The sequence below is a fragment of the Agrobacterium sp. CCNWLW32 genome, from assembly GCF_037083425.1.
GTDB lineage: Bacteria > Pseudomonadota > Alphaproteobacteria > Rhizobiales > Rhizobiaceae > Agrobacterium > Agrobacterium radiobacter.
In genome coordinates, this window is the sequence record NZ_JBAOJM010000005.1 from 243,993 (window position 1) to 262,860 (window position 18,868).

The following is an 18,868-nucleotide window of genomic DNA, read 5'->3' on the forward strand; positions in this document are numbered from 1 at the left end:
CGCCCGTTTTACGTGGCACGAGACGGTGCCCGTATCCGCCTGATGGCGGCAATAACAAGGACATTACCGTGAGCCAAATCGCCTTCTGGGGTGCCGTGGAGCTGGGACTGGTCTTCGCTTTCGTGGCGATCGGCGTCTACCTCGCTTTCCGCGTGCTTGATTTTCCTGACCTGACCGTGGACGGTTCTTTTCCGCTTGGCGCCGCTGTGGCTGCCGTGCTGATCATCGCCGGTCTGAATGCCTGGGTCGCGACGGCGATTGCAATGGTTGCCGGTGCCGCCGCCGGGATCGTGACCGCAACGCTCAACGTCCGTTTCAAGATTCTCAACCTGCTTGCCTCGATCCTGACGATGATCGCGCTTTTTTCCGTCAATCTGCGGGTGATGGGGAAACCGAATGTGGCGCTGCTCAATCAGGACACGATGATCTCACCGTTTTACGGCCTCGGCCTGTCGGAATATCTGGTGCGGCCGCTCTTCGTCGGCGCGCTGGTGCTGATCGCGGTCATTCTTGTCTGGCGTTTTCTTGAAAGCGATGCCGGCCTCGCCATGCGGGCCACCGGTGCCAATGCGCGGATGGCGCGGGCGCAGGGCGTGAAGACCGGTAACCAGATCTATCTCGGCATGGCGCTTTCAAACGCTCTGGTCGCCCTTGGCGGCGCACTCTTCGCACAGACCAATGGTTTTGCCGATGTGACCTCCGGTGTCGGCACCATCGTCGTCGGGCTTGCCGCCGTCATCATCGGTGAGACGCTGTTCGGTGCGCGCGGCATTCTGATTGCCCTTATCGGCTGTGTCTTCGGCTCCATCGCCTATCGTCTCGCCATCCAGCTCGCTTTGTCGAGCGATGTGCTGGGTCTCAAGGCATCCGATCTCAATTTCGTAACAGCGGTATTGGTGGCCATCGCATTGATCCTGCCCCGACTGCGCCGCGGGGGAGCAACATCGTGATTTCCCTTTCCGATATTCAGGTCGTTTTCGGGCGCGGCACGCCGCTGCAAAAGCAGGCGCTGTCCAAGATTGACCTTACCATCGAGGATGGTTCCTTCGTCACCGTCATCGGCTCTAACGGTGCCGGTAAATCAACGCTGCTCGGCGTATTGGCGGGCGATGTCCTGCCGACGGCGGGCAAGGTGATGATCGGTGGCGCCGATGTTACCCGCAAGTCGACCGCCAGCCGGGCGGGACGGGTGGCGCGCGTGTTTCAGGACCCGCTGGCGGGCAGCTGTGGCGCGCTCACCATCGAGGAAAATCTGGCGCTCGCGGCATCGCGTGGTGAACGCCGCGGCCTTCTGCCGGCGCTTGGGCGCGGGCGGCGGGATTTCTTCAAGGAGCGTATCGCCTCGCTCAACCTCGGTCTGGAAAACCGCCTGAAGGACCGCATGGATCTTCTGTCGGGCGGCCAGAGGCAGGCTGTGTCGCTTGTCATGGCGACGCTATCCGGCTCGGACGTGTTGCTGCTCGATGAACACACGGCCGCACTTGATCCCGGCATGGCGGAATTCGTGATGGAGCTGACCCGCAAGGTGGTGTCGGAGCGCAAGCTGACGACGCTGATGGTCACCCATTCCATGCGTCAGGCGCTGGATTACGGCACCCGCACGATCATGCTGCATGCCGGTGAAATCGTGCTCGACGTCTCCGGCGACAGCCGCAAGGATCTCGAGGTCGAAGACCTGATCGACATGTTCCGCAAGATACGCGGCCAGAAGCTTGATGATGACGAGTTGCTCATCGGTTGATCGCAAAAAGGCGCCTTCCGGCGCCTTTTTTGTTTGCCCTCAGCGCGTTTGCGTGAAGAAAATCTTGACCGCGAAAATCGAGAAGACGCCGGCGATCGTGTAATCCAATCCACGCAGAACCTTCCGGTTGCGTTGCAGCCAGGCGGAGAGAACATCGGCGGCGACAACAATGCCGATGCCGATCGGCAGTGCGACGATGATCGACCAGATGCCGAGGAAGATCAGCTTGCCGGTCACATGCGGATCGGAGGCGCTGACGAATTGCGGCAGGAAGGTCATGAAAAAGATGATGACCTTGGGGTTGAGCAGATTGACCCAGATGCCGTTCAGCAAGGCCGATTTCAGGGAGGCCTGCGCCCTTTCGCCGGTGCTTTTCACCATCACGAAATCCGAGCCCTTGCGGATCGCCTGGATGGCGAGCCACACCAGATAGGCGGCGCCGCCTGTTTTCAGGATCATGAAGGCGGTCGGTGAGGCGACGATGAGGGCGGCGACGCCAAAAGCGACCAGCATCGTATGCACGGTGATGCCGATGTTTGTTCCCACCAGCGTCATGAAGCCCGCCGCCCGGCCTTCGCGCAGGGAGCGGCTGATCCAGAGCGTCATATCAGGACCCGGCGTCACCGCCAGAAGCAGAATGGCGATGGTGAAGGCGATCAGTGTTGGCAGGCTTGGAACGAAATCCATCGCGGCACCCGTAAATTCTGGAGATTGCCGTTGCTTAACGCGGTTTCGTGCTTCTGCCAATGTTTTTGAACGGCGACGCGCCTGCGGGAGAGAATAGCCGCCGCACCTTTCAGGCACGGCGGCTGAAAGTTCAGTTTTTCAAAAAGCTGGTGAAGGCGGCGGAATATTCCGTGTGCCAGCGCGACAGCGGGGGGCGGTTCTGGACGATGTCATAGGCCGCCCAGAGAATGCGCTTTTCATCCGTCGGGCGGTCTACCTCGCCATCCGGGCAGAGAATGTAGAAATCGCCCCTGCCAATGCTTTCGACCATGAAATCGACGGTCTGTTCACCGGTCCATGCTCCTTCAGGCTTTTCCGTCCTGCCATGGGCGGTGAGGCCGGTGAAGACGAAACCGGGAATCAGGAGATGGGCGGAAACCGCGCCGTTCGGAACATTGCGCAATTCGTGCTGAAGCGCCTCCGTGAAGGTTTTGACGCCGGACTTCGAGACATTATAGGCGGGATCACCGGGAGGCGTGGTGATGCCCTGTTTCGAGCCGGTATTGATGATGAGCGCCGGCTCGCCGTGGGCGATCATGCCCTGGCCAAAAACGCGGCTACCGTTCACGACGCCCATCAGATTGACGCCGATAATTTTTTCCCAGTTGGACTGCGGTCCGAAGATGGCGCTGCCCGGCTGGATGCCGGCATTGTTCATGAGGACGTGGACACGCCCGAAACGCTGGATAACCGCGCGTTCGAGCGCCTCCAGCTCATCGAGTTTCGATACGTCGGTCGGGATGGCGACGATCTGCGCTTCACCGTCCTTGGCGACGGTCAGAATATCCGCATGGGCTGCGGCGAGCTTTTCGCCATCGAGATCGACGAGCACGACGCTCATGCCAAAGGTGGCGAATTTGCGGGCGGCGGCAAGTCCGATGCCGGATGCCGCACCTGTTATGACAGCGACATTATCTTCCTTGAATGCGGGGTGGATGGTCGTCATAGGTTTCTCCTTCGCGTCGTTTCTGCTGTTTCCAGCGGTTTGCAACGTTGCCTGAACCTGAGTGGCTTCATTCACGGTCTTCAAGTCGATCGCGCCGCTTTATGATAAAGCGCGAATTTTCTAAATGCATGTGACAATTGCTTCGTTCCCGTCGGCGCGGCCGGTCATCGCCCATCGTCATACGCGCCCATCAATTGTTTTGTCGCTTATCTCACGGAAAAGCGCTTCACACATTTCGGGTTGCACTGTAAAAGTGCCGAAATCCCGAGGAAATGGCGGTGTCCTGATGCCGTCATCATGCAGATGGACATCACTATGGCACTCCCGAAAGACGTTAAGAAAGTCGTTCTCGCCTATTCCGGCGGTCTCGACACCTCGATCATCCTGAAATGGCTTCAGACGGAACTCGGCGCTGAAGTCGTGACCTTCACTGCCGATCTCGGTCAGGGCGAGGAGCTTGAGCCGGCGCGCAAGAAGGCCGAGATGCTGGGCATCAAGGAAATATTCGTTGAGGACGTCCGCGAAGAGTTCGTGCGTGATTTCGTGTTCCCGATGTTCCGCGCCAACGCCGTCTACGAAGGCGTCTATCTGCTCGGCACTTCGATTGCCCGTCCGCTGATTTCCAAGCATCTGATTGAAATCGCCAAGAAGACCGGCGCGGACGCCATTGCCCATGGCGCCACCGGCAAGGGCAACGACCAGGTTCGTTTCGAGCTTTCGGCCTATGCGCTGAACCCTGACATCAAGATCATCGCGCCCTGGCGTGACTGGACGTTCAAGAGCCGTACCGACCTCCTGAACTTCGCCGAACAGCACCAGATCCCGGTCGCCAAGGACAAGAAGGGCGAAGCGCCTTTCTCCGTCGACGCCAACCTCCTGCATTCCTCTTCCGAGGGCAAGGTTCTGGAAGACCCGGCACAGGAAGCGCCTGAGTACGTGCATATGCGCACCATTTCTCCGGAAGCCGCTCCTGACAAGGCAACCGTCATCAAGATCGGTTTCCGCAAGGGCGATGCCTGCTCCATCAACGGTGTTGAAATGTCGCCCGCGACGCTTCTCGCCACGCTCAACAATTATGGCCGTGAAAACGGCATCGGTCGTCTCGATCTGGTCGAGAACCGCTTTGTCGGCATGAAGTCGCGCGGCGTTTACGAGACACCCGGCGGCACCATCCTGCTGGCTGCACATCGCGCCATCGAATCCATCACGCTCGACCGGGGCGCGGCCCACCTCAAGGACGAGCTGATGCCGCGTTATGCCGAGCTCATCTATTACGGCTTCTGGTTCTCGCCCGAGCGTGAAATGCTGCAGGCACTGATCGACAAGAGCCAGGAACATGTCGAAGGTGAAGTGACGCTGAAGCTCTACAAGGGCAATGTCATGGTAACCGGCCGCGAGAGCGCCAAGTCGCTTTATTCCGACGCGCTGGTGACCTTCGAGGACGACCACGGGGCTTACGATCAGAAGGATGCAGCGGGCTTCATCAAGCTCAATGCGCTGCGCCTGCGCACACTGGCCAAGCGTAACCTCAGCAAATAATTCTGCTGGAATGGAAATAATGAAACCCGCGGGCGGTGACGCCGGCGGGTTTTTTATGTCTCTCTTCTGGAAACGATGCGGAAGCCGATATAGCTGGCAACGGCCGTGAATTCCATCACCGGAATGATGATGCCGAAGCCGGTGAGTGGCGAGCCGATGACCGAGGCGGCAGCGCCGCCCGCAAAACCAGAGCCCATCTGGATGAAGCCCATCATTGCCGAGGCCGAGCCGGCAATATGCGGAAAAGGGGCAAGGGCTGCCGTTACCATCGAAGGCGTCAGCAAGGCAATGCCGATCGTCGCGACGGCCACGGGTCCCATGATCGAGAGAAAGGATGGGGGTATCAGGAACACTGACAGCAGAATGAGAAGACCGCCTGCCGCCGAAAAACAGAGACCGAGGACGACCGAACGACGGTCACCCAGTCGCGGTGCGATATAACGCAGGGCAATGGAGCCGAAGAAATAAGCACCAGTCTGCATCAGCATGCCAACACCGAAAGCGGTGGGTGTCATGCCGACCTCGTTGATGAGGATGAAGGTCAGCATGGTGGCCTGCGCATAAAGCGCGCCGATCGACCCGCCGAGCACCAGTGCGGCCAGAAGAAAACGCGGCGTGCTCAGCAAGGTCCCATAGGCCGACAGGAGGCGGCGCGGGCGGATCAGGCTCTTGTCCGGGATCGTCGTCTCGCGCAGAAAAACCACGACGGAGAAGATGGCCAGAGCTCCGAGGCCGGCCATGAGGAAAAATACCGATTGCCAGCCAAAAGCCGCAAGTGAAAGCCCGCCGATTGTCGGGCCCATGGCGGGGCCAACGGCCAGCATGATACCGATGAGGTTCATGATGCTGGAAGCATCGGCGCCGGTGAACTGGTCGCGCACCACGGCGCGCGCCACCGTCATGCCGACGGAGGCCCCGATACCCTGGATAAGCCGGGCAAGGAGCAGCACTTCGATTGTCGGTGCGAAAATGGCAAGCAATCCTCCGCCCAGAAAGATGGACAGGAAAACGAGGCTTGCCTTGCGCCGCCCGAAGGCGTCGGAGGCTGGGCCGGCGAGCAGTTGCGCGATCGCGAAACCCGCAAAATAAAGCGAGAGACTGAGTTTTATGGCGGACTCTGTCGTGGCGAAAACCCGCGTCAGCTCCGGCATGGCCGGTGTATAGATGGCCATGGAAATTGGCGCCAGCGCCGTCAGCAGCGCACCGAGCATGGCCGTGCGCTTTCTGGACATGATCGTTTCTGGTGACATTGCGGTCAGCAGCTCGGGCCGGGCTGTTCCGGTTGGAGATTGTTGCGAAGCGTCTGCAGGAAGCTGCGGAAAAGCGCGACCTCTTCCTCGTTCAGGCCCTGCGTGGCGTGACGGACGAGTTCATCGATTTCCTGTCGCACGGCTTCCAGCATCTCGGTGGAGTTCTTCGTCAGTACGATGCGCTTGGAACGCCTGTCCTGCGGGTCCTGCTGGCGCTCAATGAGATCGAGGGACTGCAGCTTGTCGAGATAGGCGCAGATCGTCATCGGCTCGATGCCTAGCCGGGCGGCGATATCCGACTGCTTGCTGCCATCAACGACGGCAACCGTCAGCAATGCGCGGGCTTCGCCGGGGGTAAGACCCAGTCCAGCTTCAGAAATTCGGCGCTCAAACGCACTGTTCAGCAGGCGTGCGCTGCTGTTCAGCAAGAATGCCAATGAATCTTTTTCGCGTTTCGTGCCCATGTCTCGCCTTTTCGTAAGTCAGCCTTACTAAATTCCGGGCGATAATCAATGGTACACAAATCATATTGTCGAAAATCGAGTAAAGTATGCGTCAGTTCGGTTGTCGGACGGCCCGCAATATAGTCGCCGATTGTTACGCTGAAGCAAAAAAGATCGGACTTCCCCGTTTTTTTCACGCGGCCTGTCATCTCCGCCGGGCATATTGAATTGGCGGTGGAGGCGTGCCCATATGGGCTTAAACCGGAATTGTACACAAGGAAGACGAAATGCCATCCAAGACGACGCTTTATCCCGCCCTCGTGACCTGGGACGGTCACAACGGTTTGCCCAAATTTGATGCGGTCAAGGATGAGGATTTCGCTCCGGCTTTCGAGGCAGCGCTTCTCTCCCATGAACAGGAAATCGATGCAATTGCCGGCAATTCGCAGGCGCCGAGTTTCGAAAACACCGTAACCGCGCTTGAAATCGCCGGCGATGAGCTTTCGCGCATTTCGGCGCTGTTCTGGAACAGGGCAGGCGCCAATACCAATGGCGTGATCCAGGCGCTGGAGCGGGAGATTGCGCCGAAAATGTCGCGGCACTATTCGAAGATCGGCATGAACGAAGCGCTGTTCAAGCGCATCGACACATTGTGGGAAAAGCGCGAGACGCTGGGGCTGACGGGCGAGGAAAGCCGTGTTCTCGAGCGGCACTGGAAGGGTTTCGTACGTTCCGGCGCGAAGTTGCCGAAAGACCGGCAGGAACGGCTGGCGGCGATCAATGAGGAGCTTGCCGGTCTCGGTGCAAAGTTCGGGCAGAATGTGCTGGCGGATGAAAAGAACTGGAAGCTCCTGCTTTCCACCGAAGAGGAACTTGCCGGCATTCCCGGCTTTCTGCGCGACGCCATGGCGGGTGCGGCCCGTGAGCATGGCGAGGACGGCAAATTTGCCGTTACCCTTTCCCGTTCCATCATCGAGCCTTTCCTCACCTTTTCCGAACGTCGTGATCTGCGCGAGCAGGCCTTCAAGGCATGGGTGGCGCGCGGCGAAAACGGTGGCGAGACCGACAATCGAGAGACCGTTCACCGCACGCTCGAACTGCGCGAGGAGAAGGCCAAGCTTCTCGGTTACGCGAATTTTGCCGCTTACAAGCTTGATGACACGATGGCGAAGACGCCGGATGCCGTGAACGGCCTTCTGGGTCAGGTCTGGGAAAAGGCCGTGCGCCGCGCGGGCGAGGAAGAGACCGAACTTGCCGCCATCATCGCCGAGGAGGGCCGGAATCACGAGGTGCTGCCCTGGGACTGGCGGCACTATGCCGAAAAGTTGCGCGCGCGGAAATTCAGCTTCTCCGAGACGGAATTGAAGCCCTATCTGCAGCTCGAAAAGATCATTGAGGCCTGCTTCGATGTCGCCGCGCGGCTGTTTGGAATTCGTGCCGTTGAAGTGAAGGGCGTTGCCGCCTATCACCCGGATGTGCGGGTTTTCGAAATTCGCGACGACAGGGGCGATCTGAAGGCCATGTTCCTCGGCGATTATTTTGCCCGCCCCTCCAAGCGATCCGGCGCATGGATGAGTTCGTTCCAGTCGCAGCACAAGCTGCCGCTGAAGAGCGGAACGGTCGGTGAAATTCCGATCATCTACAATGTCTGCAATTTCGCGAAACCGGCTGAGGGTAAGCCCGCGCTGCTTTCGCTTGATGATGCGCGCACGCTGTTCCATGAATTTGGCCACGCGCTGCATGGCATGTTATCTGATGTGACCTATCCTTCCGTTTCCGGGACGGGGGTCTCGCGCGATTTCGTCGAATTGCCGTCGCAGCTTTACGAACATTGGCTGACGGTGCCGGAAATTCTAGAAAAATACGCGCTCCACTACGAGACCGGCGCGCCGATGCCGAAAGCGCTACTGGACAAGGTTCTGGCCGCTCAAACTTTCAATGCCGGTTTCAGCACGGTGGAGTTCACGTCTTCGGCTATCGTCGACATGGCGTTCCACACCCGGGACAGCGTGAGCGATCCCATGGTCGTACAAGGCGAGGTGCTCTCCGCCCTCAACATGCCGAAGTCCATCGTCATGCGGCATGCGACGCCGCATTTCCAGCACGTCTTCTCGGGCGATGGCTATTCCGCCGGCTATTATTCCTACATGTGGTCGGAAGTGCTGGATGCCGATGCGTTTTCGGCCTTCGAGGAAACCGGCAATCCCTTCGATGGCGAGATGGCGCGCAGGCTGAAGGACAATATCTATTCTGTCGGCGGTTCCATCGATCCGGAGGAGGCCTATCTCGCGTTTCGCGGCAAGATGCCGAGCCCGGACGCCATGCTGTTGAAGCGCGGCCTGGTGTAAGAGCACGTTATAAAAGACTGTCATATTTCTGAGCTAGAACCGGAGCGCAGGGGGCTTATGACAAGGCCCCCCCTTTCGCATTTGCAAAAAAAAGGTTATGAGCGCGCCAAACTAAATTGGCGCATCTCACGATAGTGGCGCCCAACCTCAGAGATTTTGAACAATGGCACTTCGCAACATCGCGATCATCGCGCACGTTGACCATGGAAAAACGACGCTCGTGGACGAGCTTCTGAAGCAGTCCGGCTCGTTCCGCGACAACCAGCGTGTCGCCGAGCGCGTAATGGACAGCAACGACCTCGAAAAGGAACGTGGCATCACCATTCTCGCCAAGGCGACCTCGGTGGAGTGGAAGGGTGTTCGCATCAACATCGTCGACACCCCCGGCCACGCCGACTTCGGCGGTGAAGTCGAGCGTATCCTGTCGATGGTGGATGGCGCGATCGTTCTGGTCGATAGTTCCGAAGGCCCGATGCCGCAGACGAAGTTCGTCGTCAGCAAGGCGCTGAAGGTTGGTCTTCGTCCGATCGTCGCGATCAACAAGATCGACCGTCCGGATGGCCGCCATGAAGAAGTCATCAACGAAGTCTTCGACCTCTTTGCAAACCTCGATGCTACCGACGAGCAGCTCGACTTCCCGATCCTTTACGGTTCTGGCCGTGACGGCTGGATGAACGTCAACCCGGAAGGTCCGAAGGATCAGGGTCTTGCACCGTTGCTCGATCTGGTTCTCGAACATGTTCCGGAGCCCACAGTCGAAGAAGGTCCGTTCCGTCTGATCGGCACGATCCTCGAAGCCAACCCCTTCCTCGGCCGTATCATCACCGGCCGCATCGCCTCCGGTTCGATCAAGCCGAACCAGGCCGTGAAGGTGCTTGGCCAGGATGGCAAGACGATCGAAACCGGTCGTATTTCCAAGATCCTCGCCTTCCGCGGCATCGAGCGCACCGCGATCGATGAAGCTCATGCGGGTGACATCGTCGCCATCGCCGGTCTTTCCAAGGGTACGGTTGCCGACACCTTCTGTGACCCCTCGGTCACCGAGGCGATGACCGCGCAGCCGATCGATCCGCCGACCGTCACCATGTCCTTCATCGTCAACGACAGCCCGCTCGCCGGCACCGAAGGCGACAAGGTAACGTCGCGCGTCATCCGCGACCGTCTGTTCAAGGAAGCCGAAGGCAACGTCGCGCTGAAGATCGAAGAGGCTGAAGGCAAGGATTCGTTCTTCGTTTCCGGCCGTGGCGAATTGCAGCTGGCAGTTCTGATCGAAACCATGCGTCGCGAAGGCTTCGAGCTTGCCGTTTCGCGTCCGCGCGTCGTCATGCACAAGGATGAGAACGGCACCCTGCTGGAGCCGATCGAAGAAGTCGTGATCGACGTCGATGAAGAGCATTCCGGCGTCGTCGTCCAGAAGATGTCCGAGCGCAAGGCTGAAATGGCCGAGCTTCGTCCTTCCGGCGGCAATCGCGTTCGTCTGAAGTTCTATGCCCCGACCCGTGGCCTCATCGGCTACCAGTCGGAACTTTTGACCGACACGCGCGGTACGGCGATCATGAACCGTCTGTTCCATGATTATCAGCCCTTCAAGGGCCAGATCGCCGGTCGCGTCAACGGCGTTCTGCTGTCGAACGGTTCGGGCGAGGCAGTCGCTTACGCCATGTTCAACCTTGAAGATCGCGGCCCGATGATCATCGAGCCGGGTGAAAAGGTCTATGCAGGCATGATCATCGGCATTCACACGCGCGACAACGATCTCGAAGTGAACGTGCTGAAGGGCAAGCAGCTGACCAACATCCGCGCCGCCGGTAAGGACGAAGCCGTGAAGCTGACGCCGCCGATCCGCATGACGCTCGACCGCGCCCTTTCCTGGATCCAGGAAGACGAGCTGATGGAAGTGACGCCGAAGTCCATCCGCCTGCGCAAGATGTTCCTGGACGCGAACGACCGCAAGCGTTTCGAAAAGGCAAAGCTCGCTGTTTGATTGGCTCTACGCCACGAATTTCAAAGAACCCGGCCTCGCGCCGGGTTTTTTTATGCATTCTTTTTTATGTGTGCATGAGTCGAAAGGCGCTTTGCCAAAGGTTAAGGATGCGTTAATTTTTTCTGGTCGTCCACATGAATAGGCTGTGGGTAAGCTTGCCGGCGTTAACCTTTATGACTGGTAAGTTTCCGTGGCCGGGGCCAGAATCGCGTTATGAAAACGTTATCCATCGATGTTCGCCGTGCTGAACCGCATGATGCGCGCGCCATCTCAGAGGCGCACCGTCTGTCGTGGCAACAGGCCTATGCGGGGCTTATCCCGCACAAGCCGTTGACGCAGATGCTGGAGCGCCGTGGCGAAGTCTGGTGGAAAAAGGCGACCAAGGGCTCCGCAACCATGCTGGTGGTGGAAGTGGCCGGTGTGGTTGCCGGATATGCGACGCTGGGCTTAAGCCGGGCGCGTGGGCTGCCGCAGGACGGCGAGATTTACGAACTTTATCTCCGGCCTGAATATCAGGGTATTGGCCTCGGCTCGCTGCTTTTCACGGAAGCGCGCAGATTGCTGACTTCACTCGGCTGCAACGGCATCGTTGTCTGGTGCCTCGAGGATAGCGACGTCGCCAATCGCTTTTTCCGCTCGCATGGCGGCCGGGATATTGCCGAAGGCATGGAAGATTTCGATGGCAAGTCGCTTCGCAAGGTCGGTTTCGTCTGGAACTGATAGAGGGAGTTCGCGCCGTTTTCATTTTGTAGAGGGCGATGCTTCGTCGCGATGACATCAAATCGCCCATTCTGCCTTATCCAGCCAAAGCCATGTTGCAATGCGGCGACTTTCCCAGTATCGAAAACCAAATCCAACCCGCCGAATGAGGGAAGCGAATGCGTATTGATGCAATTTCCATAGGCAAGAATCCGCCGGAAGACGTAAATGTTATCGTTGAAGTGCCGGTTGGCGGCCAGCCGATCAAGTACGAGATGGACAAGGACGCCGGTGCGCTGATCGTCGATCGCTTCCTCTACACGCCAATGACCTATCCGGGTAACTATGGCTTCGTGCCGCACACGCTGTCCGACGATGGCGACCCGATCGACGTTCTCATCTGCAACACCCGCCCGCTGGTTCCCGGCTGCGTGATCAACGTTCGCCCCATCGGCGTGATGATCATGGAAGATGATGGCGGCAAGGACGAGAAGATCCTCGCCGTGCCGGTTCCGAAGCTGACGCGCCGTTACGACAAGGTCCACAACTACACGGACCTGCCGGAAATCACGCTGAAGCAGATCGAGCACTTCTTCGAGCACTACAAGGATCTGGAGCCCGGCAAGTGGGTGAAGATGGGCGGCTGGCAGGATGTCGATGTCGCCAAGAAGCTGATCGTCGAAGCCATTGAGCGCTACAAGGCGCAGGGCTGATAGGCCTAACCCGCCAGCTTTTTAAAGAGCTTTTCGAAATCCTCCGGGTCGGTATCGATCCGGAGGATTTTTTTGCGCGCTGTTTCGCCTGAAATGAAGGTGATGGAGGATTTGGGCAGGCCGAGTTTTTTCGCCAGCAAAACAATCAGGGCCTTGTTCGCCCTGCCGCCTTCCGGCACGGCGCTGACGCGGGCCTTCAGATGCGCGTTTCCGTCCGCATCCTGCTCCACGCCGTCAATCGCATCCCGCCCGCCATTCGGTGTGAGGCGAACGGACAGGCGGACATGATCATCGTGCTTTTTCCAGAGACTGCTCAAACGGTCATCGGATAAAGCGTGTTCCACATGAAGGAGCGGATGAAGAAGATGATCAGCAGCAGGATGATCGGCGAAATGTCGATCCCGCCGAGATTGGGCAGAATGCGGCGGATGGGGCGCAGGGCCGGTTCCGTGACATTGACCAGGAAACTCCCGATGGCGTTCACGAACTGGTTGCGGGAATTGATGACGTTGAAGGCGTAAAGCCAGGAAAAAATGGCGCTGGCGATCAGCACCCACGTATAGAGGTTCAAGGCCAGATCGATGGTCTGAAACAGGGCAAGCATCAATATCTCCGTATCTTGGTTGCAAGACATTTAGACATTGACGCGTGAACCGGCAAGTGTTGCGCCGGATCGTAATGATCTTTGGTCTGACCGGTCTGCGGTCATCGCGAGCTGGTTCATGGCTTTGCAGCGGGATTTCAGACGAAAACCGCTCACACTTTTCGTCGTCCCGCTGAAGAGGAGGGCTGGCGATTCCTGTCATATCGCTCTATTGCAGACATCTCATATTGTCTCGCGAACACCCAGCCGATGTCCCTGCCTTCTGCCGAAAACCGCTTCGGTGCATTCCGGCATAGTTCCTATCGCCGTTTTTTCAGCGCTCGGTTTTTCTCGGCCTTTGCCATTCAGATCGTCAGCGTCTCTGTCGGCTGGCAGATGTATGAGGTTACCGGCAACGCCTTTTATCTCGGCCTGATCGGTCTCTTCCAGTTTCTGCCGTCTCTGCTTTTGATCCTTGTTACCGGAACGGTCGCCGACCGGCACAATCGCCGGCGTATCATGGCCATATGTCTTCTGGTCGCGGCGCTGTGTGCTGTGGCTCTTCTGGGTCTTACGCTGACACACAGCTTTTCTCCCTGGCCGGTCTTCGCCATTCTCGTTGTCTTCGGCATAGAGCGGGCCTTCATGGGACCGGCTGTCCAGTCGCTGGCGCCCAATCTCGTGCCCGTCGAGGATTTGCCGAACGCTATCGCCTGGAATTCCTCTTCCTGGCAGATGGCGTCCATTCTGGGGCCTGTTGCCGGCGGTCTGCTTTATGGTCTCGGCGCTTCCATCGCCTATAGCGTGGCGCTTGTGCTTTTCATCCTCTCCGCAACGCTGGCGGTGACGATCCGCAAGCCGGAACAGCGTGGTCCGGCAAAAGCCGTCACCCTCGAAACAATGCTGGCCGGCTTCAAATTCATCTCGCAGGAGAAGATCGTTCTTGGCGCCATTTCGCTCGATCTTTTCGCGGTGCTGCTGGGCGGTGCCGTCGCGTTGATGCCGATTTTTGCCAAGGAAGTGCTGACGCTCGGCCCATGGGGTCTCGGGCTTCTGCGCGCCGCACCCGGCATCGGGGCCATCACCGTTGCGGTCATTCTGGCATTCAAGCCCATTCGCCACCATGCGGGCCTGCTGATGTTCGTCGGCGTCGGCCTCTTCGGCGTTTCCACCGTGGTCTTCGGGCTTTCGCAAACCGCGTGGCTGTCCATTGCCGCGCTGGTGGTCATGGGAGCATCGGACATGGTGTCGGTTTATGTGCGCGAGACCCTGATCGCGCTCTGGACACCAGATGAGGTGCGCGGGCGTGTGAATGCGGTGAATATGGTTTTCGTTGGAGCCTCCAACGAATTGGGTGAATTCCGCGCCGGCACCATGGCCCATGTTGTGGGTGCCGTGCCAGCCGTTGTCATCGGCGGGGCGGGCACGCTTGCTGTCGCGGTCATCTGGGCGCTTGGTTTTTCCAAGCTGCGCAAGATCGATAGTCTCGACGCGCCGCACTAACTGCGATGGGCCTCAGCGCTGTGCCTTGCCCTCAAAAACCAGATCGAGAAAATTGCTGAGCCATGCCCTGAGCGGCGTGTCGAACAACATGCGGCCTTCCAGATGCTGACTGCCGACCTGCGCATTCGGCATGCCGAAACGCTGCGCGCCGCGCACCACCCAGCTATGCATCATGGCGCGGGTCAGTTCGGCGTGAAACTGCAGGCCCCAGGCATTTTTTCCATAACGATAGGCCTGATTGGGATAGGTCTCGCCTGCCGCCAGAAGCTCGGCTCCCCGCGGCAGTTCGAAGCCTTCGCGGTGGAAATGATAGACCATCTTCGGCCAATGCGGCATCAGAAGCCGACCGTGTTCGGTGGCGTGAAGCGGATACCAGCCGATCTCCACCTTGCCGTCCCTGTCTGCCTCGACCTTGCCGCCCAGATGTTTGGACAGCATCTGCGCGCCGAGACAGATGCCGAGAAAGGGCTTGTTTTCCTTCAGCGGCACCTTCAGCCAGTCGATTTCGGCTTTGACATAATCATGCGGATCATTGGCGCTCATCGGGCCGCCGAAGATGATGGCGCCCGCATGTTTTTCCAGCGTTTGCGGCAGGTCGTCGCCGAGCGCGGGCCGCCTTATATCGAGGCGATAACCCTTTTCCACCAGGATCTGGCCGACGCGGCCGGGCGTGGAACGTTCCTGATGCAGGACGATGAGCAGCGAAGGTTGTTGTTCCTGTTGCCTGGAAGGGTCAAACAGCATCGTCTTCGTTTTCGCTTTCTTCAGCGGGCCCGGACCTCGTGGCGGCCTGCTGACGTTGCAGAACCCTGTCGCGCACGGAAACACCGAGTAGATCGGCGACTCGCCAGATCACATGGTCTTCCATTTCGCTTCGTTCGCCGTCAGCGTAAACAATATCCCATAATATGCCAATAAGCTCCACGCGCTGATCCTCATCGAGGTGGCGACGGATATCGGTGGTGAAGCGGTAATAATCGACGGCTTCCTTGCCGGCCTCCTGGCCGGCGGCAAGAAGGGCATCAAGCTTGCCACCGTCGAGATGGTAATATTCGTGAAGAATCTGGCGCAGGCGATCACGCTCGCTTTTCGAGACGGTGCCATCCGCTTCCATCACCTGGAAACAGAGGGCGGCTACCGCCACCCTCAGATCATCAGGGCTGAAATCACCCGCCTGCGGGCCAACGAGGTTCTGAATAAACGACTGTATTTGCTGGAACATCGATAGCCTGCTGGTCAGAAGAGTTTGAGCCGGGTCTTGGGTTCGGCTTCCGCGCCTGGCTTCTTGACGCCCGGATCATCCGGTGCGCCGCCAAAAAAGGGCACGGCTTCCGCCGCCTTGTCATCCGCCACTTCGGTTTCCACCGGCGCTTCGATTGTGACCGGCTTTTTCTCCTTCGGGATTGAAACAGTCGGCTTTACCTCGATCGGCGCGGCCGGGGCGGGTTTTGGCTCCGCAAGGGTCTCGGGCGCGGCTTCGACAACGATCGTCTTCGCAACCGGTTCGGCTCTTGCGGGTGCCGCGGCAATCGCATTTTCGATCGCCAGATCTTCAACAGGGCCTTCGAGCTGACCGAAGGGCGCTTTCCATTCGAAGGCGTCGAGACGGCCGGTGATGGGGGAGACCGGAAGCCATTTTTCCGAGACGATACCATCCGCCACCCATGCCGGGTCACGCGGCGCGCGCAGCGCCTGTGCCATCCAGTAGCGCACACGGCCCTGATCGCCGGTTTCCGCTTCTTCGATATCGGCCATCAGCAGGAAGATGCTTTCGCGTGGCTCAATGCGGGCGGCGGCTTCGGCCTTGGCCCGTGCCTTGGCGAATTCCTTGGCGTCGAGCGCTGCCTGCGCCACGGCAAACAGGGATTCGATGTTGTTGGGCTTCAGGCTCTCAAGCCGCTCCGCCCGTTTCAGCCGGTCGATGGCGGTATCGCCGCTGCGGGCGCGGACATAAAGCTCGGCGATCTGCGGATGCGGATCGTTCTTCCAGACGGGTTCCAGAACCGTGGCGGCCTTGCGCAGATTGTCTTCGCGCAGATAGGACTTCGCTGCAATCAGTGCCGCCGGAACGAGGCCTTTTGCGAGCTTGAGAGCGTGCTTGGCATCCTCGCGCGCGCCCACCGGGTCGCTTTCCAGCTTTTCACCGGCCTTGGCGGTGAGAAGCACGGCTTTCAGCCGCTCCGCCTCGCCGCGTTCGATGACGCTTGCCGCTTTCTGCTGGTCGAGCAGGCGGATGGCATCGTCCCATTGTCCGTTGCGGCAGCGGTTTTCCAGCGTCGCCTGTGCCGCCCATGGCAGGTAGGGGGCTTTTTCCGCTGCATCCTCGGCATATTGCTGGGCGGCTTCATAGGCGCCCTGCCGACGCGCCTCGATATAAAGGCCGCGAAGGCCGAGTTCGCGCGTTTCAGGGTCACGGGCCATCGCCTCGAACTTGCGGCGCGCCTCGTCATATTTGCCTTCGATGAGGTCGGCCTGCGCATCGAGCAGATGGATCAGCGGTTCCTGATCGGCGCTGAGCAGCCCCTGCGTGCGGGCCGTCATCTTGCGGGCGAGGATGGCATTACCAGCGCCGGCGGCAATGAGGCCGGTGGACAGAGCCTGATAGCCGCGGTCGCGCTTCCGGGCGCGGAAATACCGGCGTGCGGCATTGGGCGAGGTCCAGATGGCGTTGACGACCCACCAGACCAGCATGATGGCGGCAACCAGCGCGGCGATGATGGAGGCGGCGACCATCAGGCTCATTTCGATCAACTGGCCCTGCCAGACGATGGAGAGCACGCCCGGCCTGTCGGCCAGCCAGGAGAAACCGAAACCGAGAGCCAGAACGATAATGGCGAAAGTCAGAATTCTGGTCATGCGCTCACCCCTGCCTGCCAGTGCTGGTGATGGCGCGGTTCAACGTGCCGCCCACCAGATTCTCGACCTCGATGCGCGCATCCAGAGATTTTTTATAATCGGCGGATACCGTCCTGGCGGCATCGGGAAGACCATTCCACTCAAGTGCTGCGCCCTGCAGGTCGCCGTTGCGCAGCTTGTTTTCCATACGCGCGATCATGGCCTCGGGGGTCTCGCCCTCGATGTTGCCGACCGGGCGCACCTTCACCAGCGAAAAGGCGCTTTCGGTCAAGCGCTCCATGATGCCCTGATTGGGGTCAGGCTGGTTGATGGCTGACAGCATCGCATTGGCGACATCGGGGAATTTCTGCATCAGCTCCGAACGCGACGGTACGCCGGTGGCGGCGAAGGATTGCAACGATGCAATCGCCGGATCATCTGATGTGACCCTGGAGAGCGTATCGAGTTCGGTGAGGAACGGCCCGCCGCGATCGATCGCGGCCTTCAGCGCGGCCGAGGCAATGGCGCGGGCGACTTCGATATCGTCGCGTGGCTCGTTGATCTTGGCTTCCGCATCCGCAAGACGGCGTGTCAGTTCGGCGGTCGCCGTGGCCTGCGCGGATCGCTCCGACTGCAGGGCAGATTCCAGCACGGTAATTTTTTCAGAAAGCCCATCCACCTGCGGGGCTTCACCCTTTGCGCCTTCGAGGGTTGCGATGCGCTGTTCCAGTGCCGAGGTGTCCGCCGCGGGAGCATTGGCAAGCTGCTGCCGAAGATTGCCCAGATCGGTTTTTAGTGCGGCGATCTCCTCGCCTCCGGCCCTGCCTGCATTAACGGAGGGCAGGATACCGGCATATTGCATGCTGCCGGCGGCGGCGAGCGCCACAAGGCCGCCGACGATACCCGCCGCGATCAGGCCGGAGGTCGCCGCTTGTTTGCGTTCCGCCTGCTGTGATGTGGATGGCTTCGCCGGTCCTGAATTGGCCGGTCCTGAAGATGAGGTCGTGGTCGATGGTTTTGCAGCGGTGGCCCCGCCAGATGCGCTGGAGGAAGCTGTGGAGCCAAAGGCCGGCTTCGCACCCGCTGCTGCAGCCGCAGTGGCGCTCGTCCCGTCGGTGCCCGCCATCGGTGTTGCGTCGACCTTGGGCGGAACAGGGGCCGTCGAGACGGGCTCTTTCTGTTTGTCTTCAGGGCTCTCGGTCTTCGACGCGGCGGCTACGGATTCCGTTTTGCCGACATTGGGTTCGGGCTCGATAGGGGTTTTCTTGGGCTGGTCCCAGACGGGGGCGGGGTTGCCCGTTGTGGCTGCTTCCGGCTTTGTTTCCGAAACACCCGGCGTTGCGGTGTCCGCAGGTGTTTTGTCACCGGGCTTTTCGTCCGTCTTGGCAGCGTCCACGTCGGCGGAAATTGCTTTCACGTCTTTGGCGTCCAGGTCGATGGTGACCGGTTCGGCTTTGGACTTGGAGTGGCGTGGCGGCTTTCCCGATACCATGACAACCTCATTTTTGCCTGCAGTAATGTAAACCTAGTCAGTGGCGGCGGCAAAGGAAAGAGGCGA

The 18,868-nt window shown here is 59.5% G+C and carries 18 protein-coding genes; 8 read left to right on the forward strand and 10 right to left on the reverse strand.

Annotated features, from left to right (window positions below):
* Window positions 1-68 precede the first annotated feature (68 nt).
* Together V6R85_RS13905 and V6R85_RS13910 are read left to right on the forward strand one after the other, a co-directional pair.
* Complete coding sequence (locus V6R85_RS13905) at window positions 69-950, forward strand: ABC transporter permease (RefSeq protein WP_003505036.1); 882 nt, start codon at window positions 69-71, stop codon at window positions 948-950.
* Window positions 947-1,741: an ABC transporter ATP-binding protein gene (locus tag V6R85_RS13910; RefSeq protein WP_003505035.1), complete on the forward strand. Its 795-nt coding sequence runs from the start codon at window positions 947-949 to the stop codon at window positions 1,739-1,741. Before V6R85_RS13905 ends, V6R85_RS13910 begins: the two co-directional genes overlap by 4 nt.
* 39 nt (window positions 1,742-1,780) lie before the next feature.
* On the opposite strand, the gene V6R85_RS13915 is transcribed toward V6R85_RS13910, so the two are convergent.
* Window positions 1,781-2,428, reverse strand: coding sequence for a LysE family translocator (locus V6R85_RS13915; protein ID WP_003505033.1), 648 nt, complete (start codon window positions 2,426-2,428; stop codon window positions 1,781-1,783).
* A gap of 130 nt (window positions 2,429-2,558) precedes the next feature.
* Entirely contained in the window at window positions 2,559-3,413 is an 855-nt protein-coding gene (locus tag V6R85_RS13920; protein ID WP_060725388.1) for an SDR family NAD(P)-dependent oxidoreductase, read from the reverse strand.
* A gap of 315 nt (window positions 3,414-3,728) precedes the next feature.
* Between V6R85_RS13920 and V6R85_RS13925 the strand changes: the two genes are divergently transcribed.
* Window positions 3,729-4,952 (forward strand): argininosuccinate synthase, encoded by a 1,224-nt coding sequence (locus tag V6R85_RS13925; protein ID WP_003505030.1) that lies wholly within the window; start codon window positions 3,729-3,731, stop codon window positions 4,950-4,952.
* Window positions 4,953-5,005: 53 nt separating this feature from the next.
* Here the strand turns inward: V6R85_RS13925 and V6R85_RS13930 are convergent, their stop codons facing one another.
* Window positions 5,006-6,202 (reverse strand): multidrug effflux MFS transporter, encoded by a 1,197-nt coding sequence (locus V6R85_RS13930; protein ID WP_174054412.1) that lies wholly within the window; start codon window positions 6,200-6,202, stop codon window positions 5,006-5,008.
* 5 nt (window positions 6,203-6,207) lie between these two features.
* Entirely contained in the window at window positions 6,208-6,666 is a 459-nt protein-coding gene (locus tag V6R85_RS13935; protein ID WP_020010854.1) for a MarR family winged helix-turn-helix transcriptional regulator, read from the reverse strand.
* 266 nt (window positions 6,667-6,932) lie between these two features.
* On the opposite strand from V6R85_RS13935, the gene V6R85_RS13940 reads away from it, so the two are divergent.
* The 4 genes from V6R85_RS13940 to ppa all read left to right on the forward strand — a co-directional run bounded on the left by V6R85_RS13940 (window position 6,933) and on the right by ppa (window position 12,389).
* Entirely contained in the window at window positions 6,933-8,993 is a 2,061-nt protein-coding gene (locus V6R85_RS13940; RefSeq protein ID WP_111834653.1) for a M3 family metallopeptidase, read from the forward strand.
* Window positions 8,994-9,156: 163 nt separating this feature from the next.
* Window positions 9,157-10,977: a translational GTPase TypA gene (typA, locus tag V6R85_RS13945; protein WP_003492424.1), complete on the forward strand. Its 1,821-nt coding sequence runs from the start codon at window positions 9,157-9,159 to the stop codon at window positions 10,975-10,977.
* A gap of 213 nt (window positions 10,978-11,190) precedes the next feature.
* Window positions 11,191-11,697 carry a GNAT family N-acetyltransferase gene (locus V6R85_RS13950; RefSeq protein WP_020813320.1) on the forward strand — a complete coding sequence of 169 codons (507 nt, stop codon included), beginning with the start codon at window positions 11,191-11,193 and terminating at the stop codon, window positions 11,695-11,697.
* 158 nt (window positions 11,698-11,855) lie between these two features.
* Entirely contained in the window at window positions 11,856-12,389 is a 534-nt protein-coding gene (gene ppa, locus V6R85_RS13955; protein WP_003505020.1) for an inorganic diphosphatase, read from the forward strand.
* Window positions 12,390-12,394: 5 nt separating this feature from the next.
* On the opposite strand, the gene V6R85_RS13960 is transcribed toward ppa, so the two are convergent.
* Window positions 12,395-12,706, reverse strand: a complete 312-nt coding sequence (locus V6R85_RS13960; RefSeq protein ID WP_060725390.1) for a DUF167 domain-containing protein — start codon at window positions 12,704-12,706, stop codon at window positions 12,395-12,397.
* Complete coding sequence (locus V6R85_RS13965) at window positions 12,703-12,993, reverse strand: YggT family protein (protein ID WP_003492418.1); 291 nt, start codon at window positions 12,991-12,993, stop codon at window positions 12,703-12,705. Before V6R85_RS13965 ends, V6R85_RS13960 begins: the two co-directional genes overlap by 4 nt.
* Before the next feature lie 249 nt (window positions 12,994-13,242).
* Between V6R85_RS13965 and V6R85_RS13970 the strand changes: the two genes are divergently transcribed.
* Window positions 13,243-14,475 (forward strand): MFS transporter, encoded by a 1,233-nt coding sequence (locus tag V6R85_RS13970; RefSeq protein WP_003505017.1) that lies wholly within the window; start codon window positions 13,243-13,245, stop codon window positions 14,473-14,475.
* 12 nt (window positions 14,476-14,487) lie between these two features.
* Here V6R85_RS13970 and V6R85_RS13975 read toward each other — a convergent pair whose 3' ends face one another.
* From V6R85_RS13975 to V6R85_RS13990, 4 genes are read right to left on the reverse strand one after another with little or no spacing between them, the layout of a single operon-like run.
* Entirely contained in the window at window positions 14,488-15,219 is a 732-nt protein-coding gene (locus V6R85_RS13975) for a glutamine amidotransferase (RefSeq protein WP_020813316.1), read from the reverse strand.
* Window positions 15,209-15,697, reverse strand: coding sequence for a tellurite resistance TerB family protein (locus tag V6R85_RS13980; RefSeq protein WP_020813315.1), 489 nt, complete (start codon window positions 15,695-15,697; stop codon window positions 15,209-15,211). Before V6R85_RS13980 ends, V6R85_RS13975 begins: the two co-directional genes overlap by 11 nt.
* Before the next feature lie 14 nt (window positions 15,698-15,711).
* On the reverse strand, window positions 15,712-17,331 hold the full coding sequence (locus tag V6R85_RS13985) for a heme biosynthesis protein HemY (RefSeq protein ID WP_080866474.1): 1,620 nt from the start codon (window positions 17,329-17,331) through the stop codon (window positions 15,712-15,714).
* A gap of 4 nt (window positions 17,332-17,335) precedes the next feature.
* Window positions 17,336-18,802 carry a COG4223 family protein gene (locus V6R85_RS13990; RefSeq protein ID WP_111834654.1) on the reverse strand — a complete coding sequence of 489 codons (1,467 nt, stop codon included), beginning with the start codon at window positions 18,800-18,802 and terminating at the stop codon, window positions 17,336-17,338.
* Between the last annotated feature and the right edge of the window lie 66 nt (window positions 18,803-18,868).

Excerpts from the sequence above, each read along its gene's own strand:
- V6R85_RS13915 (WP_003505033.1), bottom strand. The coding sequence starts at position 2,428 with ATGGATTTCGTTCCAAGCCTGCCAACACTGATCGCCTTCACCATCGCC.
- V6R85_RS13920 (WP_060725388.1), bottom strand. The coding sequence starts at position 3,413 with ATGACGACCATCCACCCCGCATTCAAGGAAGATAATGTCGCTGTCATA.
- V6R85_RS13925 (WP_003505030.1), top strand. The coding sequence starts at position 3,729 with ATGGCACTCCCGAAAGACGTTAAGAAAGTCGTTCTCGCCTATTCCGGC.
- V6R85_RS13930 (WP_174054412.1), bottom strand. The coding sequence starts at position 6,202 with ATGTCACCAGAAACGATCATGTCCAGAAAGCGCACGGCCATGCTCGGT.
- V6R85_RS13935 (WP_020010854.1), bottom strand. The coding sequence starts at position 6,666 with ATGGGCACGAAACGCGAAAAAGATTCATTGGCATTCTTGCTGAACAGC.
- V6R85_RS13940 (WP_111834653.1), top strand. The coding sequence starts at position 6,933 with ATGCCATCCAAGACGACGCTTTATCCCGCCCTCGTGACCTGGGACGGT.
- typA (WP_003492424.1), top strand. The coding sequence starts at position 9,157 with ATGGCACTTCGCAACATCGCGATCATCGCGCACGTTGACCATGGAAAA.
- V6R85_RS13950 (WP_020813320.1), top strand. The coding sequence starts at position 11,191 with ATGAAAACGTTATCCATCGATGTTCGCCGTGCTGAACCGCATGATGCG.
- ppa (WP_003505020.1), top strand. The coding sequence starts at position 11,856 with ATGCGTATTGATGCAATTTCCATAGGCAAGAATCCGCCGGAAGACGTA.
- V6R85_RS13965 (WP_003492418.1), bottom strand. The coding sequence starts at position 12,993 with ATGCTTGCCCTGTTTCAGACCATCGATCTGGCCTTGAACCTCTATACG.
- V6R85_RS13970 (WP_003505017.1), top strand. The coding sequence starts at position 13,243 with ATGTCCCTGCCTTCTGCCGAAAACCGCTTCGGTGCATTCCGGCATAGT.
- V6R85_RS13975 (WP_020813316.1), bottom strand. The coding sequence starts at position 15,219 with ATGCTGTTTGACCCTTCCAGGCAACAGGAACAACAACCTTCGCTGCTC.
- V6R85_RS13980 (WP_020813315.1), bottom strand. The coding sequence starts at position 15,697 with ATGTTCCAGCAAATACAGTCGTTTATTCAGAACCTCGTTGGCCCGCAG.
- V6R85_RS13985 (WP_080866474.1), bottom strand. The coding sequence starts at position 17,331 with ATGACCAGAATTCTGACTTTCGCCATTATCGTTCTGGCTCTCGGTTTC.
- V6R85_RS13990 (WP_111834654.1), bottom strand. The coding sequence starts at position 18,802 with ATGGTATCGGGAAAGCCGCCACGCCACTCCAAGTCCAAAGCCGAACCG.